The following is a 14,835-nucleotide window of genomic DNA, read 5'->3' as shown; positions in this document are numbered from 1 at the left end:
TCTGCACGCTGCAACGACTGGCACGAGACCCAAAAGACGCGGCGCAGGTCTGAGCCTTTACCAAGTCGTGCGAGAACTCCAGACCCTTCTCGCCGCCTGGGCCGGCGCCTGTCCCACCTGCCACCGGGACATACCCACACCGATACGGACCTGACCAAGCCCTACTAGTCGCCTTCGGGGCCCGACTGCTGCACCACCTCGAAGGACCATAGGGTGGACGCCGAGGCCGCCGGCTTGGGCCGTTCCCCCTCCGCGCCGCCCCCGTGCGCCGCCTTCATCGAGCCCCCGAGCCACGCCTGGAACGACTCCTCGTCCCGCCAGCGCGTGTAGACGAGGTATGTGTCGGTGCCCTCGACCGGGCGGAGCAGCTCGAACCACTCGAACCCGTCGGAGCCCTGGACGGCGTTGGCCCGTGCGGCGAACCGCTTCTCGAGGGTCTCCCGCTGCTCTGCCGGGACGCTCAGTACGTTGATCTTCACTACGCTCATGCCTCCATCCTCCCTCGCCCCGCGTCCGGACGGCGGATCGCCCCGACGAGGCCGCCGGGAAGCCCGGAACCCGCCGGTCCTCGGCATCCCGGGTCCCCCCGGACTCCGCGCCCCGTCCCCCGGACCGCCCGCCCCGCAGGAGCGGGCTCACGCGGACGGCGACCGGCTGCCGCTGTACGCCGACGCGGGCACCGAGGCCAGGGACCGTGACCGCGCCTTGTCCCCGCTCGTCGAGGTCTCGCGCGCCGTGTGTCCCACGAGCCGTCGCGCACGCTCGGCGCGACGCATGACGAACCGCCGGCGCACGTCGGCGGTCGCCTGCACGACGACCCGGGGCTTCCGCTGCTCCGCAGGCCGGCCCACTCCGTGCCTCGGCGACCCAACTGGCCGCATTCATAATGGCGTTGGGGGGCCGGGCCGACTGACCGGGGTGGCGCGTGCTGCAGACTGTGTCCATGACACGCATGAGGAAGCTCGCAGCCGCGCTGTCCGCCGCGACGGCCGTGCTGCTCGCGACATCCCCCACCGCCTCGGCCGGTCCCGGCGCCCAGACCCCCACCGCCTCGGCGCTTCCCGCCCGGCACGCCCCCTTCGTCCGGGAGAGCTTCGACCGCCTCCCGCTCGGCCCGGTCACCGCGGGACACGGCTGGACCACCGACGTCTCCGGCGGCTCGCTGACCGTCGAGCCGAGTTCCACCGGGCACGGCCGCGAACTGCGGCTCCACACCGAGGGCAACGGCCGCGCCTTCCTGGTGCTCTCCGGCCTCGCACCCGCCGGAAACAGTTTCTGGGCCCGTCTGCGACTGCGGGCAGACCGCTTCCCCACGGCCCCCGACTGGGCGCACTGGACCATCGCGGAGGCGTCCGGCCTCAACGCCCCTACCCTGGTGCGCCCGTTGGGCGGCCAGTACGTGCCCACCTCACGGGCGAACTTCTGGGGTGTCGGCTCCGACCTGGGACCGACCGGCGACTGGACGGCCTGGCAGACCTCCGCCCCCGCCACGGCCGGCGCCTGGAGCTGCGTCGAGTTCCATCTCGACGCGGCGGACAACCGCGTCACCGTGTATCAGGACGGCGTCGAGCGGTCCGAGCTGACGGTCTCCACGATGCAGCACGGCGGCACGGCGGACGACTTCGTCTTCCCGCGCTTCGACAGGCTCAAGCTCGGCTGGCAGCTGTACCAGGCCGATCCCACCCCCTCCTCGTACGACCTGCGCATGGACGACGTGGCGCTCGGCACCCGGCGCGTGGGCGGATGCGGCTCATGACGCGGGGCCCGTCGGGCGAGGGACGCCGGACCTCGCCCGAGCGGGCGGCCGGCGTCACGACGGTAAGCCTCAGCGGGGGCCGTCGAGGATCCGGAGAATCTGGTTCTTCGGGCTCCGGCTGACCGGTCTCGGACGAGACGCGTGTCACACGATCTCGGCCCGTCCGTTCGTCACGTCGCGGCGCTCCGCTCCGTCAGTGGTGTGCAAGCGTCGACACGACTGGGAGATCATCATGGATGCGCGTCTCAACCTCTACGGGAACCCGCTCGGGTCCGCCCTCCTGAAGCACTTCGCCGCCGCGGGCAAGGCCGTCTCGGGCTCGACCCTGCCGGCCACCACCCGGGACCTCGTGCTGCTGCGCGCGAGCCAGATCAACGGCTGCGGCTTCTGCACCGACATGCACGCCAAGGACGCCGCGCACGCCGGGGAGACCTCGGTCCGTCTCGCCCTGGTCGCGGCCTGGCGCGAGGCCACGGTGTTCACCGACGCCGAGCGGGCCGCCCTGGAGCTGACGGAGGAGGGCACCCGCATCGCGGACGCGGCCGGTGGCGTCCCCGACGACGTCTGGGCGCACGCCGCCGAGCACTACGACGAGGAGCAGCTCACCGCACTGGTCGCGACCATCGCCGTCATCAACGCCTTCAACCGCCTCAACGTCATCGCCCGGCAGCCCGCGGGCGACTACCGGCCGGGCCAGTTCGGCTGACGCACGGCCCACGGGCCCGGCTTCACGGAACGTGCACACCTGGCCGGGTGAACTTTATCTTTCAAGCGATACGCTCGTCGCCAGTCCGAGCGGTCGAGGAGACCCCACCGCTCGCTCTCCCTCATGCACCCCTGTACAGGAGACGCGCGTGCGCGACGGCGACGTAGTGGTGATCGGCGGCGGCTATGCGGGCGTCCGTCTGGCGAAACGGCTCGACTCGACGGCGCGGGTCACGCTGGTGGACCGCAAGGAGGTCTTCTTCCACCGCGTGGCCTCCCTCCGGGCCGGCGTGCGCCCGGAGTGGTCGGTCACCCCTTTCATCCCGTACGACCGCCTGCTGCGCGACGGCCGGATGGTGGTCGGCAAGGCGGTGCGCGTCGACACCGCCGCACGGCAGGTCGTCCTGGCGACGGGCGAGCGGCTCTCCTATGACGTGGTCGTCATCGCCACGGGCGCCGACTATCCCGAACCGGCGCGCTTCACCGGCGGCACCGCCGAGGAGACGATCGAGACGTTCGCCGCCCACCAGCGCAAGGTCGCCGCCGCCCAGCACGTCCTGGTGGTCGGCGGCGGCCCCTCGGGCGTCGAGCTCAGCGCGGAGATCCGCCTGGCCCGGCCGGACGCCCGCGTCACGCTCGCCCACGCCGGACCGGCTCTGCTGCACGCCACCGGCAGCGAACGGGCCGGCCGCAGGGCGCGCGACTGGCTGGAGTCGCACGACGTGGACGTCCGCCTCGACTCGTTCATGTCTCCCGGCAACGACTTCGGCACCTACCGCGACGCGCGCGGCCACGTCCTCGACGCCGACGTCTCCTTCTGGGCCACGGGCACCACCCCGCACACGCTCTGGCTGCGCCTGGCCGGACACGGCGACTGGCTCACCGCGGGCGGCCACGTCAAGGTCGACGGCAGGCTCAGGGTCCAGGGGCGGCCCGACGTCTTCGCGGTCGGCGACGTCAACGACGCGACCGAGCTGAAGATCACCCCCGCCGCGCTGGCCCAGGCCGACCTCGCCGCCCACAACATCCGTGTGCATCTGCACAGTTCGGGCAGACACCGCAAGGAGCCCCGCCACTACCGGCCCCTGCGGCGCACCCCGATCGTCGTGCCGTTCGGGTCGGCCGACGGCATGACCCTGCTGCCTGTGCCGGGCGGCGAGAGCGCCGTGCTCGGCGCCCGGACCTCCGTGCAGGCCAAGGCGAAGACCCTCATGACCCCCTACATGAGGCGTCAACTGGGCTACACGGCGAGCTGAACCGACTCGGCCGACTCGGCCGACTCAGCCGACCGAGCCGCGACGTGCCCGCGGCGCGGGCGACGGCGCGGGCACGTCGCGGGGACTGGCCGAAAACGATGCCGGACGACAGTAAGCGCTCTCAACTGCCCTGCGTCGAAAGAAAGTTCGCCTAGGTTGGTGCTCTGATCATCGACGTGCCCGCAGGAGGCTTTGCTGTGCCGGATTCCCCCTCCCAGACCGCCGCTACGTCCGCGACGCCCGGCCGGATCGACACGTCCAAGCCGCACTCGGCCCGGTTCTGGAACTACTTCGTCGGAGGCAAGGACAACTACGAGGTCGACCGTGAGATCGGCGACGAGATCAAGGAGATCTTCCCCGGTCTCGTCGACGTGGCGGTCACCAGCCGGCACTTCCTGGGGCGCGCGGTGCGCCACCTCGCCGTGGACAAGGGCATCCGTCAGTTCCTGGACGTCGGCACCGGTCTGCCCACCGCCGACAACACCCACCAGGTCGCCCAGCGCGTCGCCCCGGACTCCCGGATCGTCTACGTGGACAACGACCCCGTGGTGCTCGCCCACGCGCACGCCCTGCTGACGAGCACCCGGGAAGGCAGGACCGCCTATCTGGACGCCGACCTGTACGACCCGGAAGCCGTGCTGGAGGCCGCCGCGGGCACACTCGACTTCTCCCGCCCGGTCGCTCTGATGATCCTCAACACCCTGGGCCACGTCGCCGACCACGAGCAGGCGCGTGAGCTCGTGCGCCGGCTCATGGCGGGACTGCCCTCGGGCAGCCATCTGGTGATCAGCGACAGCACGGCCACCAGTGAGGGCATGATCGCCGCGTCGGAGGCGTACAACGCCAGCGGCGCGGTGCCCTACTACGTGCGCTCCGTCGACGAGATCGGCGGGTTCTTCGAGGGGCTGGAACTGGTGGAGCCCGGGATCGTCCAGGTGACGAAGTGGCGTCCCGACGCCGATGATTCGGCCAACTTCGACGTCGACGCCTACTGCGGCGTCGGACGCAAGCCTTAGCCGCCCTGACCCGTCGCGTCCCGCCCTGCCCCGTCCGGCCCGGCGGTCCTGCGCGGCCCGCGCGGGCGTCTGCCCCGCGGGCCGCGCAGCCGCGTGCCCGGCCGGCCGCGGCTACGGCACGTCGTCCGTCCCGCGCTGCCGTTCGGCGTCGCCCTGCAGCAGCGGCAGCGCGTCCAGGTACGCGGACGGGTGGTCGAAGGCGCGGGTGAGGGTGGTGAGATGGGGCTGCAGACGATGGGTGAGGTCGTCGATCGCGGCGGGGAATCCGTGGACGTGATGCGCGCCGATGTGACCGTCGGCCAGCAGAAGGCCCGTGTGCGGGGCGAGTTGGCCGAGCAGGAAGAGGGCCGCGAGCTCCCGGAGGACGTCGTGTGCGGGCCCGTCGACGGTCTGGGCGAGAGCGGCGAGGAGCGCGTCGGCCGCCTGGAGGGTGGTGTGGACGTGGGCCCGCTGGAGGGCGGGGCCCGAGGCGCTGTTCCAGCGGCCCTGGGGATCGTGGGCGGGTCCGCTGCGGAGCGCGCTGCGGGCCTGGGCGTGGAAGGCCTGCTCGGTGTGGGCGAGCAAGTTGCGCAGGAAGCGGGGTTCGGTGAGGTGGGGCGGGCCCTGGTCGGCGACCGGTGACGTCGGCGGGTGGTGCAGGAGTTCGGCGGCGGCCTTGGTGGAGATCAGAAGGTTGTCGCCCTCCGCGGTGATGGTCCCCTCGATGTACTCGGGGAAGCCGGCGAGGTGGTTGGCGGGCAGCAGTCCCTGGGCGCCGCAGCGTTCGCGCGCTTCGAGGGCGATGGTGCGCGCCTGCCAGGTGGTCCAGGCCTTGGCCAGCGCGATGAGGCGTTCCAGGCGGTCGCGGTCGTCGGCGGTGTGCCGGGTCCACGCGGCGGTGAGGGACCGGTGGAGCAGGGTCATGGCGTAGACGGTGGCCACGGCCTGCAGGAGGCGGCCATGGTGGGTGCGGTGGGCGTTCACCGGGATGCGCCGGTCGGGCCGCGAGCCGCTGACGAGGCGTCGGTCCCCGTACCGGACGGCGATGGCCAGCGCGGCGCGGGAGGCGCCGACGGCCGCCGCGCTCATGCAGAGCTTCCCGGCGGTGACGCGCGCGATGGACGTGAGGAACCGCTTGCGTCGGTTGCCGAGGCTGCTGGCGAAGGCGCCGCCGGGGCCGAGGCGGCCGTGCTCGCCCTGGAGCAGGGACCGGCCGGGCAGGGGGAGGTGGTCGAAGGAGGTGAGGCAGTGGTCGACGGGTGCGTTCGGGCGGAGCGGGAGGGGCTCGACCGTGACATGGGGGAGGGGGCCGTCGCGGTCGGTGAGCGGCGTCAGGAAGAGGAAGATGCCGTGGTCACGGTCGTCGACGAGGAGGCGGGCGGCGACGACGGCCGCTTTCGGGCCGCCCAGGCTGCTGGTGTTGGGCATGAACTTCGCGGCGCCCGGATGCGGGGTGTGCAGGACGAAACCGCCGGTCGCGGGGTCGTGGCGGGCGGTCGTCTCCAGTGCGGTGGCGTCGTTGCCGTGGTCGAGCTCGGTGCACAGGAACGTGCCGACACGGCGGAGGGAGGTGAACTCGCTCAGGTCCCTCGACGTGTGGTCGGCGTGGTCGAGGATGCTGCCGAGGAAGAGGTTGTAGTGGATGCTCGCGACGGTGGTGAGGCCGCCGCCCCCGTCGACGATGGCGGCCCATTCGTGCAGGGCGGTCAGCAGGGCCGGGTCGGTGGCGAGGGACAGCGGGTCGTCGAGCGCGTCATTGACCAGCCGCAGCCATGTGTAGGACTGCGCGGCCCGTTGCCGGGGCGTCAGGCCGGGCCGGTGCCGGAAGGCGTCCTGGGCTATGAGGCGCCGCCAGGGAGCGTGGACCCGCTCCCGGTCCCCGTCCTGGTCGAAGAGCAGCCGGGCCAGCGCACGGGCGATCGCCTCCTCGGGCCCCGCCGTGCCCTCGGGGCGCCGGTTCCGCGCAGCCGCGGACGCCTCAGGGGACGGCCGCGCCGGGGAGGCCGCGACGGGGCCCGGCGGAGAGGTCTCGCCGGGCTGTTCCGCGAGGGCGCTCTGTTGCGGACCGGCCTCTTCCGGACCGGCCTGTTGTGGACCGGCCTCTTCCGGACCGGCCTCCTCCCGGTCGCGGTCGGCTCCCTGTGGCCCGGTGGGGCGCTCTGTGTTGTGGAATGCCAGAAGGGCCAAGACCCTCTCCCCGTCGGTCGCAGATCCGGAAGCTGGATGTCTGGATGCGCAGTGAGCCAGAAGATACGGACCTACCGGTTTTGTTATCAAGTGGAAAACCGGCAAACACCCTTGCGGAGAATGGCGCGATTCGAAAGGTGACCGCGCCGGAAGTCCGCTCGCCGTACGGCGGTTCCCCCTGGTGGGCTCGGGATGGACGGGGGAGCGGGGTCCCGGTGCGGGCGGGAACGGAGTGCTGAGGTGTCTCGTTCCGCCCGGTGGACCGGAGGCGCGGGTCTCCCGAGGCGTGAGGCGGCGACCGGCGCGCTCTTGACGGCCGGGTTCCGCGAGGTGGCACAGGACAAACCTGTCGGTATATTTTCCGGAGCCTGGAACGCGGGAGCTACCTCGGAGGTAAGGCGTGGCGCTGCAGGAACGGGCCGTGCGGACGCGACGGGCCGTCCTCGTCGCCGCCGCGGCGGTGTTCGCGGAGGTCGGGTACGAAGCGGCGACGATCTCGGAGATCCTCACCCGGGCCGGCGTGACCAAGGGGGCGCTGTACTTCCACTTCTCCTCCAAGGAGGAGCTCGCCCAGGCCGTGCTGGCCAGCCAGCTGGGCGCGATCCCCGCCGTGCCGACGCGGGAGCTGATGCTGCAGCAGGGGCTGGACGAGGCGTTCGTCCTGGCTCATCTGCTGTCGGTGGGCGATCCGCTGGTACAGGGGAGCATCCGCCTCACGGTGGACCAGGGAGCGCGCAGCGACGGACTGGACCGGCAGGCGCCGATGCGCGGGTGGATCGCGCGCAACGCCGAGCTGCTGGGGCGGGCGAAGGACAGGGGAGAGCTGCTGCCGCATGTCGACGTGGACGCGGCAGCGCGGATGTTCGTGGGCGCCTTCACCGGGGTGCAGGTGCTGTCCAAGATCATGACGGGGCATGCGGATCTGCCGGAGCGCGTGACCGACCTCCAGCGCCACCTGATGGCCGGGGTCGCCGTGCCGGCGGTGCTGCTGCAGCTGGACACCGCGCCGGACCGGGGCGCCCGGGTCTACGAGGAGGCCGTGCAGGCCGGTTGGGGCTCGGCGCAGCCCCAGGCGGCGGGGTGAAAGCGGCGGAGTGAAGGTGGCGGGCGCGACGGCGGCCTGCCTGCCGCGGAACGCCCGGAGTGCTCGACGGCGGCCGGGATGTCGCGGAACGCCTGGAGCGCGGCGCGGGGCAGGCGGATCAGGCGCGGCGGCGGTGGGACGTGAGAGAGGCGTGGGGCGAGGGGGGTTGGGCGGGACGGGCCGCGGGGAGGGTGGGAGGTGAACGGTTGTCCGGGACGCCGTCGAGCGTTCCCGTGGGAGGGCCGGGGGAAGCCCCCGGCTCCCGGCAAGCGGCCATGCCGACCTGTGCGAGACGAAACCGGGGAGTACGACCATGGATACGACTGCGTGCCCTTACGCCCTCGACGTGACGGGGAGTGACCTCCCGGGCGAGGCCGCGATGCTGCGGGCCGAGGGACCGGCCGTCCGCGTGGAGCTGCCCGGGGGAGTGGTGGCCTGGGCGGTGGTGCGGCAGCACTGCGTGGAGCGGCTGCTCACCGACCCCCGTGTCTCGAAGGACGCCCGTCAGCACTGGCCCGAGTTCATCGAGGGGAGGATCACCGAGGAGTGGCCGCTGTATCCGTGGGTGGCGAACGAGAACATGCTGTTCGCCTACGGCGCCTCGCACACCCGGCTGCGCCGTCTGGTCGCCGGGGCGTTCACCGCCCGCCGCTCGGAGGCGATGCGTCCGCGGGTCACGCGGATCGCGGCCGAACTGGTCGACTCACTCGCCCGGTCGGGCGGGCAGGGGGCGCCGGTGGACCTGCGGACCGGCTTCGCCGAACTGCTGCCGATGCGGGTGATCTGCGAGCTGTTCGGAGTGGAGCAGGGCGAGGACACCGACGCCCTGTGCGCAGCGCTGCACACGGTGTTCGGCACGACGATCAGCGGCCAGGAGGTCGAGGCGGCCCGACTGGAGGCGTTCGTACGGTTGTCGGAGCTGGTGAAGGCCAAGCGGGCCGAGCCCGGCGACGATCTCACGTCCCTGCTGATCCAGGCACGTGACCAGGACGACCGGCTCACCGAGGAGGAGCTGCTCGGCACCCTCTTCCTCATGATCGCCGGCGGGCAGGACACCACGGCCGCCCTGATCACCAACGCGATCGGGGCGCTGCTGCTCGCGCCCGAGCAGCTGGAGCACGTTCGTGCGGGCCGCGCGACCTGGGCGGACGTGGTGGCCGAGACGATGCGCGTGCACACCCCCGGGGCGTACTCGCCGATGCGGTTCGCCGTCGAGGACATCGACCTGGACGGCGTGCTGATCCGCAAGGGCGAGGCCATCCTCGTCTCCTTCGCGGCCGGTGGCCGGGACCCCGAACGCCACGGACCGCACGCCGACCGCTTCGACCTGCTGTACAAGGACCGCGACGGCCTGGGCTTCGGCCATGGACCGCACCGCTGCATGGGCGCTCCGCTCGCCGCGGTGGAGGCGGAGAGCGCGTTCACCGCGCTCTTCACACGCTTCCCCCACGTGGAACTCGCCTGTCGGCCGGAGGAACTCCAGCCGATGCCAAGCTTCCTGATGAACAGTCATCGCTCGCTGCCGGTCCTGCTCACTCCGTCGCGCCGCTGAGACTCACTCGACGCCGGCCGGGTCGGTTCCGGCGTTCTTGGCCTCGACGCGGCCGACGGCGTGCGGGCCGGTGGTGAGCGCGTCGCATGCCGCCTGCCAGGCCGGGTCGCCCGGGTAGAGCCGGCTGCGCAGATAGGCCCAGGTCAGTTGCTGGACCGCGGCGACCCGTTCGGGGTTCTCGTCGGTCGTCTCGGCGACGTCGTACCCGGAGACGCCGCCGAGGCCGTGACCCGCGCCGAAGAGCGTCAGCAGGGTCTTGGGCCCGGGGGAGAGGAGATAGGGGTCGGCGTGCCAGTCCGGGCCGTTGACCGTCAGGTGGGCGGAGTCGTCCTTGTCGCCCGCGACGACCAGGGCCGGCGTCGTCATCGTCGAGAAGTCCGTGGTCAGGAGGAACCCCAAGTCCCGCGCCACGCTCTCGGTGAGGGCGGCGCCGCCCCGGCCGGGAGCGGCCAGCAGCACCCCTGCCTTGATCCGCGGGTCGGACAGGTTCACCTCCGTCGCGTCGTCGGGGTCGGTGAGACGGGCGCCGAGCAGCAGGCCGGCGGTGTGTCCGCCCATCGAGTGCCCGGCCACCGCCACGCGGTCGCGGTCCAGCCGGCCGGGCAGTTGCGGGACGGCGGCCTGGATCGCGTCGAGCCGGTCCAGGATGTGCCGCATGTCCTCGGCCCGCGAGCGCCAGTACAGGGGAGCCCCGGGGGTGTCGGGGGCCAGGGTCAGCGTGCTGGAGCTCAGGTGGGTGGGCTGGACGACGGCGAACCCGTGCGCCGCCCAGAAGTGGGCGAGCGGGGCGTAGCCGTCGAGCGAGGAGAGATGGTGGGAGTACCCCTGGCCGTGTGAGAGGAGGATGACCGGCAGGTCGTCCCCGGTGACGGGCGCGGTGACCCGGAGTTGGAGGTCCACGGGCCGGCCGGGGATCGGCAGCGTGACCGGGCTGACCGAGAGGACGGCGGTGCGCGGGCTGAAGACGTCGGCGGAGAAGGCCGGTTCGCTCATGGTGCGGGTTTCCCTTCGATGGCCTCCCCGGTGGCCGGCCGTGGAGGCCGGCGGCGGGGTGGCGGGCAGGTGTGGACGTCCGGCCCGGCACAAGCCAAAGCGGAACGTCGCTCCGTTTAATGTACGGAACGCCGTTCCGTTTCGTCAATCACGAAGAACGCTCTCCGGGTTGCCGCACCGGCGCGGCCGACTGGTCAGCGGGTCAGCCGGTGCCTGCGCCCGCCGCGGCGGAAACGGACCGCGGCGTAGACCAGATCGGCCAGGAGCACGACTGCGCCGATGATCAGCAGGTAGAACAGCCCGTGGACCGCGAATCCGATGATGCCCAGGACGAGGGCGGCGAGGATCAGGAACAGGAACAGGCTCATCGGCTCTCCCGGCGGTCACGTCGTATCGGCGGCGGTCGTCTCAGCGGCGGGCGAGGCGTCGTTCGCCGCCGACGCCCGGGGCGTAGTTCAGTTCGTAGTGCGCGAACACCTTCGGTTCGTCCTCGGCGGGCAGCTCGCCGTCGACGTCGATCGCCGGGGCCTTCTTCACCGCGTTCTTGTCGTGGACGACCCGCAGATACCCCGGACCGACCGTCGCCCCCGTGAGAGGCACGAACACCAGGCGACGCCGGGTGGGCAGGCCGACGGTCACCGTGGCGAAGGAGGGGCTGTCCGTCCCGGTGTCCACGTAGACCGACTCCAGGACGCCGATCCTGTGCCCCTGCGGATCGACCACGTCGTGACCGCGCCATTCACGGATGTCACCTGCTTCGAACATGAGAACCTCCCGGACGTTCGGGTACCCGTGTTCACGGCTGCGATGCCGGCGCGGACGGCGTACGGCACGTGTCGGTACCGCCCGTGTCGGTGCCGACCTGGCGGTCACCGCGGCCGGGCCGTCGGCACGGCGGCGTTGTCCCGGGCCGGGTGCGGCGGCATCCGCGCGAGGACGCCGTCGCCGAGTGCCGTCGCCGAGTGCCGTCGGCGACCGGCCGGGACGGCGCACGCCCGCGTGAGCCGGGTCCCACCCCCTGCACCGCTCACGGCGGCGTTACGTGAGCGAGCCGAGGGGTACCGGGTGACAGTCGACGCGCAGGGCGTCGTCGGCGGCACCGGGAGGCTGGCATGGACGAGGCTGGCATGAGCGAGGCCGGCATGGACGGGGTCGGCAGGAACAAGAGCGGCATGGGCACGTCGGTCGACCGGATCGCGAACCCGTGGGGCGGCCGCACCCCGTACGACCGGCACCGCTCCTGGCCCACGCGCGTGGACACCCGTCTGGGGGCCGGCGTCGAACCGGACCAGGTGCAGCGATGGGTGCAGGCCGCCTCGATCCTGCACTCCGACGGCGACGCCATGGACGTCGCCGTCGTGGACGGCCGCATGGTCGGCGTGCGCGGCCGGGCGGACGACCGGGTCAACCGCGGCCGGCTGGGCCCCAAGGACCTCTTCGGCTGGCAGGCGAACGCTTCGGAGGACCGGTTGACCAGGCCGCTGATCCGCGAGGGCGGGCGGCTGGTGGAGTGCGACTGGGACACCGCGATGGACCGGATCGTGACCCGCTCGCGAGAGCTGACGGAGGAACGCGGACCCGGGTCGATCGGCTTCTACACCTCCGGGCAGCTCTACCTGGAGGAGTACTACACGCTGGCGGTGCTGGCCCGGGCGGGCATCGGGACCAGCCACCTGGACGGCAACACCCGTCTGTGCACCGCCACCGCCGCCGAGGCGCTGAAGGAGTCCTTCGGCTGCGACGGCCAGCCGGGCAGTTACGACGACTTCGACCACGCCGACGTGGTCGCGCTGTTCGGGCACAACATCGCCGAGACGCAGCCCGTGCAGTGGATGCGGCTGCTCGACCGCCTGGAGGGCGGCGACCCGCCCCGTCTGGTGTGCGTCGACCCGCGTCCCACCAAGGTCGCACGTCGGGCGGCCGTGCACCTCGCCCCGCGCGCCGGCACCAACGTGGCCCTGCTGAACGCGCTCCTGCACGAGATCATCCGCACCGACCGGATCGACCACGACTACATCGCCGCGCACACCGTCGGCTTCGAGGAGCTGGCGTCCCGGGTGCGGGAGTGCACCCCGCAGTGGGCGGCGGCCGTCTGCGACGTGCCCGCCGCGTCGATCGCCGAGGCGGCCGACGTCCTCGGCGACGCCGACCGGCTGCTGTCCACGGTCCTGCAGGGCGTCTACCAGTCCCACCAGGCCACCGCTGCCGCCGTGCAGATCAACAACCTGCACCTGATCCGCGGCATGCTGGGACGGTCGGGCGCCGGCGTGCTGCAGATGAACGGGCAGCCCACCGCCCAGAACACCCGCGAGTGCGGCGCCGACGGCGACCTGCCCGGATTCCGCAACTGGCAGAACGACGCCCACGTCGCCGACCTGGCGAAGGTGTGGAACGTCGAGCCCGAGAGCATCGCGCACTACGCTCCGCCCACGCACGCGATGCAGATCTTCCGCTACGCCGAGCAGGGCTCGATCCGCATGCTCTGGATCAGCGGCACCAACCCGGCGGTGTCGCTGCCCGAGCTGGCGCGCGTGCGCTCGATCCTGCGGCAGGAGCGGCTGTTCGTCGTCGTGCAGGACCTGTTCCGCACCGAGACCGCCCAACTGGCCGACGTGGTGCTGCCCGCCGCGACGTGGGGTGAGAAGACCGGCGTCTCGACCAACGCCGACCGCACCGTGCACCTGTCCGACAAGGCGGTCGAACCGCCCGGCGAGGCCCGGCCGGATCTGGATGTCTTCCTCGACTACGCCGCGCGCATGGACTTCCGTGACAAGGACGGCGGCCCGCTGATCACCTGGCACGACCCGGAGGCGGCCTTCGAGGCGTGGAAACGCTGCAGCGCCGGGCGGCCGTGCGACTACACCGGCATCACCTACGACAAGCTGCGCGGCGCGAGCGGCGTGCAGTGGCCCTGCAACGAACAGGCCCCGGACGGCACCGCGCGCCTCTACACCGACGGCATCAGCTGGGCGCATCCCGACGTGTGCGAGAGCTACGGCAAGGATCTGGAGACCGGGGCGTCGGACGAGCCCGTCGAGTACCGCTCCCTCAACCCGGACGGCAAGGCCGTGATCAGGGCGGCCGCCTATCTGCCCCCGCACGAGACGCCCGACGTGGATCATCCTTTCCAGCTCACCACGGGCCGCACCCTTTACCACTTCCACACGCGGACGAAGACCGCGCGGGCACCCCAGCTGAACGAGGCCGCCCCCGACGTCTGGGTGGAGGCGTCCGTCTCCGACGCGGCCGCGCTCGGGCTGGGGGAAGGCGACCTGGTCGAGGTCGGCACGCTCCGCGGCGCCTTGCGCGGCCGGCTGCGCGTGACCGACATCCGGCCGGGTCTGCTGTTCGTGCCCTTCCACTACGGCTACTGGGACACCGCGACCGGCCACGGCCCGAGCGGCGGCGCCCCCGGCCGAGCGGCGAACGAGACCACCGTCACCGACTGGGATCCGGCCTCCAAGCAACCGCTGTTCAAGACCGCCGCAGCCTCGCTGCGACTGGTCGAACACGCGAACGGATCTCATGCGCCCGCACCGACCACCACGGCGTCGGCTCCCTGCCGCGCCGACGCGGCGCCGCCGACCGTCGGCGGCGCCGCGGCCCTCGCCACGGAGACGACCGGCACGTCCCACCACACCGGCGGGAGGGACATCCGGTGAACGGCCTCAATCTCACCCTGCGCGCCCTGCACCACGGCGAGAAGCACCTCGCCGGGCAGCTGACCGCGGTGGCCGAACGGCATCGCACCGAGCACGAGATCCACCACGTCGCCACCGACCTCGCCGTATGGTCGCGCGACCACGTCGCCCACCTCGCCGAGACCGCCGACGCCCGCGGCGTCCACCTCGGCGGCTCCTCCGGAGCGTCCACGGCCGGCGTCCTGTCCGCTCTGCGGGAGAAGGCCGCCGAGGCGATGGCCCACCGGCCCGAGCCGGGGCTGCTGCTCCTGCGGGACCTGCGGGAGCTGCACCTGGGCGCCGCGGAGAACTCGCTGCACTGGGAGATGCTCGCGCAGGCCGCGCAGGCAGCCCGCGACGAACGTCTGCTGGTCCTCGTCTCGCGGTGCCATCCACAGACGCTGCGCCAGATGCGCTGGACCAACACCATGATCAAGAATCTCGCCCCGCAGATCCTGACGAGTTTCTGAGGGGGCCGAGGGCGCCCTCCGCCGCGTTCGACCCGCCGTCGCCTCCGGCCCGCCGTCACCCCCGCACCCGGCGGACGCCCTCCGGGGTGCGGGGGTGGCACGCGCGCGTGAAAGCACCGGAGCATCCCGGCGGGGCCCGCGGGGTGTGTGTGGAGAG

13 protein-coding genes are annotated in these 14,835 nt (G+C 72.5%); 8 read left to right on the top strand and 5 right to left on the bottom strand.

What is annotated here, in order from left to right; genetic code table 11:
• Window positions 1–164 precede the first annotated feature (164 nt).
• Entirely contained in the window at window positions 165–488 is a 324-nt protein-coding gene (locus IE239_RS39515) for an antibiotic biosynthesis monooxygenase family protein (protein ID WP_190154276.1), read from the bottom strand.
• A gap of 455 nt (window positions 489–943) precedes the next feature.
• On the opposite strand from IE239_RS39515, the gene IE239_RS39510 reads away from it, so the two are divergent.
• From IE239_RS39510 to IE239_RS39495, 4 genes are all read left to right on the top strand, one after another.
• Window positions 944–1,756: a hypothetical protein gene (locus tag IE239_RS39510; protein ID WP_190154275.1), complete on the top strand. Its 813-nt coding sequence runs from the start codon at window positions 944–946 to the stop codon at window positions 1,754–1,756.
• Window positions 1,757–1,988: 232 nt separating this feature from the next.
• Window positions 1,989–2,462: a carboxymuconolactone decarboxylase family protein gene (locus tag IE239_RS39505; RefSeq protein ID WP_190154274.1), complete on the top strand. Its 474-nt coding sequence runs from the start codon at window positions 1,989–1,991 to the stop codon at window positions 2,460–2,462.
• 148 nt (window positions 2,463–2,610) lie between these two features.
• Complete coding sequence (locus tag IE239_RS39500; RefSeq protein WP_190154273.1) at window positions 2,611–3,717, top strand: NAD(P)/FAD-dependent oxidoreductase; 1,107 nt, start codon at window positions 2,611–2,613, stop codon at window positions 3,715–3,717.
• A gap of 197 nt (window positions 3,718–3,914) precedes the next feature.
• Window positions 3,915–4,733: an SAM-dependent methyltransferase gene (locus tag IE239_RS39495; protein WP_190154272.1), complete on the top strand. Its 819-nt coding sequence runs from the start codon at window positions 3,915–3,917 to the stop codon at window positions 4,731–4,733.
• Between the two features lie 111 nt (window positions 4,734–4,844).
• Here the strand turns inward: IE239_RS39495 and IE239_RS39490 are convergent, their stop codons facing one another.
• A complete protein-coding gene (locus IE239_RS39490) occupies window positions 4,845–6,899 on the bottom strand; it encodes an acyl-CoA dehydrogenase family protein (protein ID WP_229878726.1) in 2,055 nt (684 codons plus the stop codon).
• 400 nt (window positions 6,900–7,299) lie between these two features.
• On the opposite strand from IE239_RS39490, the gene IE239_RS39485 reads away from it, so the two are divergent.
• Together IE239_RS39485 and IE239_RS39480 are read left to right on the top strand one after the other, a co-directional pair.
• Entirely contained in the window at window positions 7,300–7,983 is a 684-nt protein-coding gene (locus IE239_RS39485) for a ScbR family autoregulator-binding transcription factor (protein WP_190154271.1), read from the top strand.
• Between the two features lie 313 nt (window positions 7,984–8,296).
• Window positions 8,297–9,535 carry a cytochrome P450 family protein gene (locus IE239_RS39480; RefSeq protein WP_190154270.1) on the top strand — a complete coding sequence of 413 codons (1,239 nt, stop codon included), beginning with the start codon at window positions 8,297–8,299 and terminating at the stop codon, window positions 9,533–9,535.
• A 3-nt stretch (window positions 9,536–9,538) separates the two neighbouring features.
• Here IE239_RS39480 and IE239_RS39475 read toward each other — a convergent pair whose 3' ends face one another.
• From IE239_RS39475 to IE239_RS39465, 3 genes are all read right to left on the bottom strand, one after another.
• A complete protein-coding gene (locus IE239_RS39475; protein ID WP_190154269.1) occupies window positions 9,539–10,528 on the bottom strand; it encodes an alpha/beta hydrolase family protein in 990 nt (329 codons plus the stop codon).
• A 194-nt stretch (window positions 10,529–10,722) separates the two neighbouring features.
• Window positions 10,723–10,896 (bottom strand): hypothetical protein, encoded by a 174-nt coding sequence (locus tag IE239_RS39470; RefSeq protein ID WP_190154268.1) that lies wholly within the window; start codon window positions 10,894–10,896, stop codon window positions 10,723–10,725.
• A 40-nt stretch (window positions 10,897–10,936) separates the two neighbouring features.
• On the bottom strand, window positions 10,937–11,293 hold the full coding sequence (locus IE239_RS39465; protein WP_190154267.1) for a PRC-barrel domain-containing protein: 357 nt from the start codon (window positions 11,291–11,293) through the stop codon (window positions 10,937–10,939).
• A 407-nt stretch (window positions 11,294–11,700) separates the two neighbouring features.
• On the opposite strand from IE239_RS39465, the gene IE239_RS39460 reads away from it, so the two are divergent.
• Window positions 11,701–14,190 (top strand): molybdopterin oxidoreductase family protein, encoded by a 2,490-nt coding sequence (locus IE239_RS39460; protein ID WP_190154279.1) that lies wholly within the window; start codon window positions 11,701–11,703, stop codon window positions 14,188–14,190.
• Window positions 14,187–14,678 (top strand): hypothetical protein, encoded by a 492-nt coding sequence (locus IE239_RS39455; RefSeq protein ID WP_190154266.1) that lies wholly within the window; start codon window positions 14,187–14,189, stop codon window positions 14,676–14,678. The genes IE239_RS39460 and IE239_RS39455 overlap by 4 nt, the downstream gene beginning before the upstream one ends.
• Window positions 14,679–14,835: the final 157 nt, after the last annotated feature.

It is taken from the genome of Streptomyces humidus (assembly GCF_014649655.1).
In the GTDB taxonomy this organism is placed as follows: Bacteria; Actinomycetota; Actinomycetes; order Streptomycetales; family Streptomycetaceae; genus Streptomyces; species Streptomyces humidus.
The sequence above is the reverse complement of the archived record's forward strand: the minus strand, read 5'-3'. Positions and strand labels throughout refer to the sequence as shown.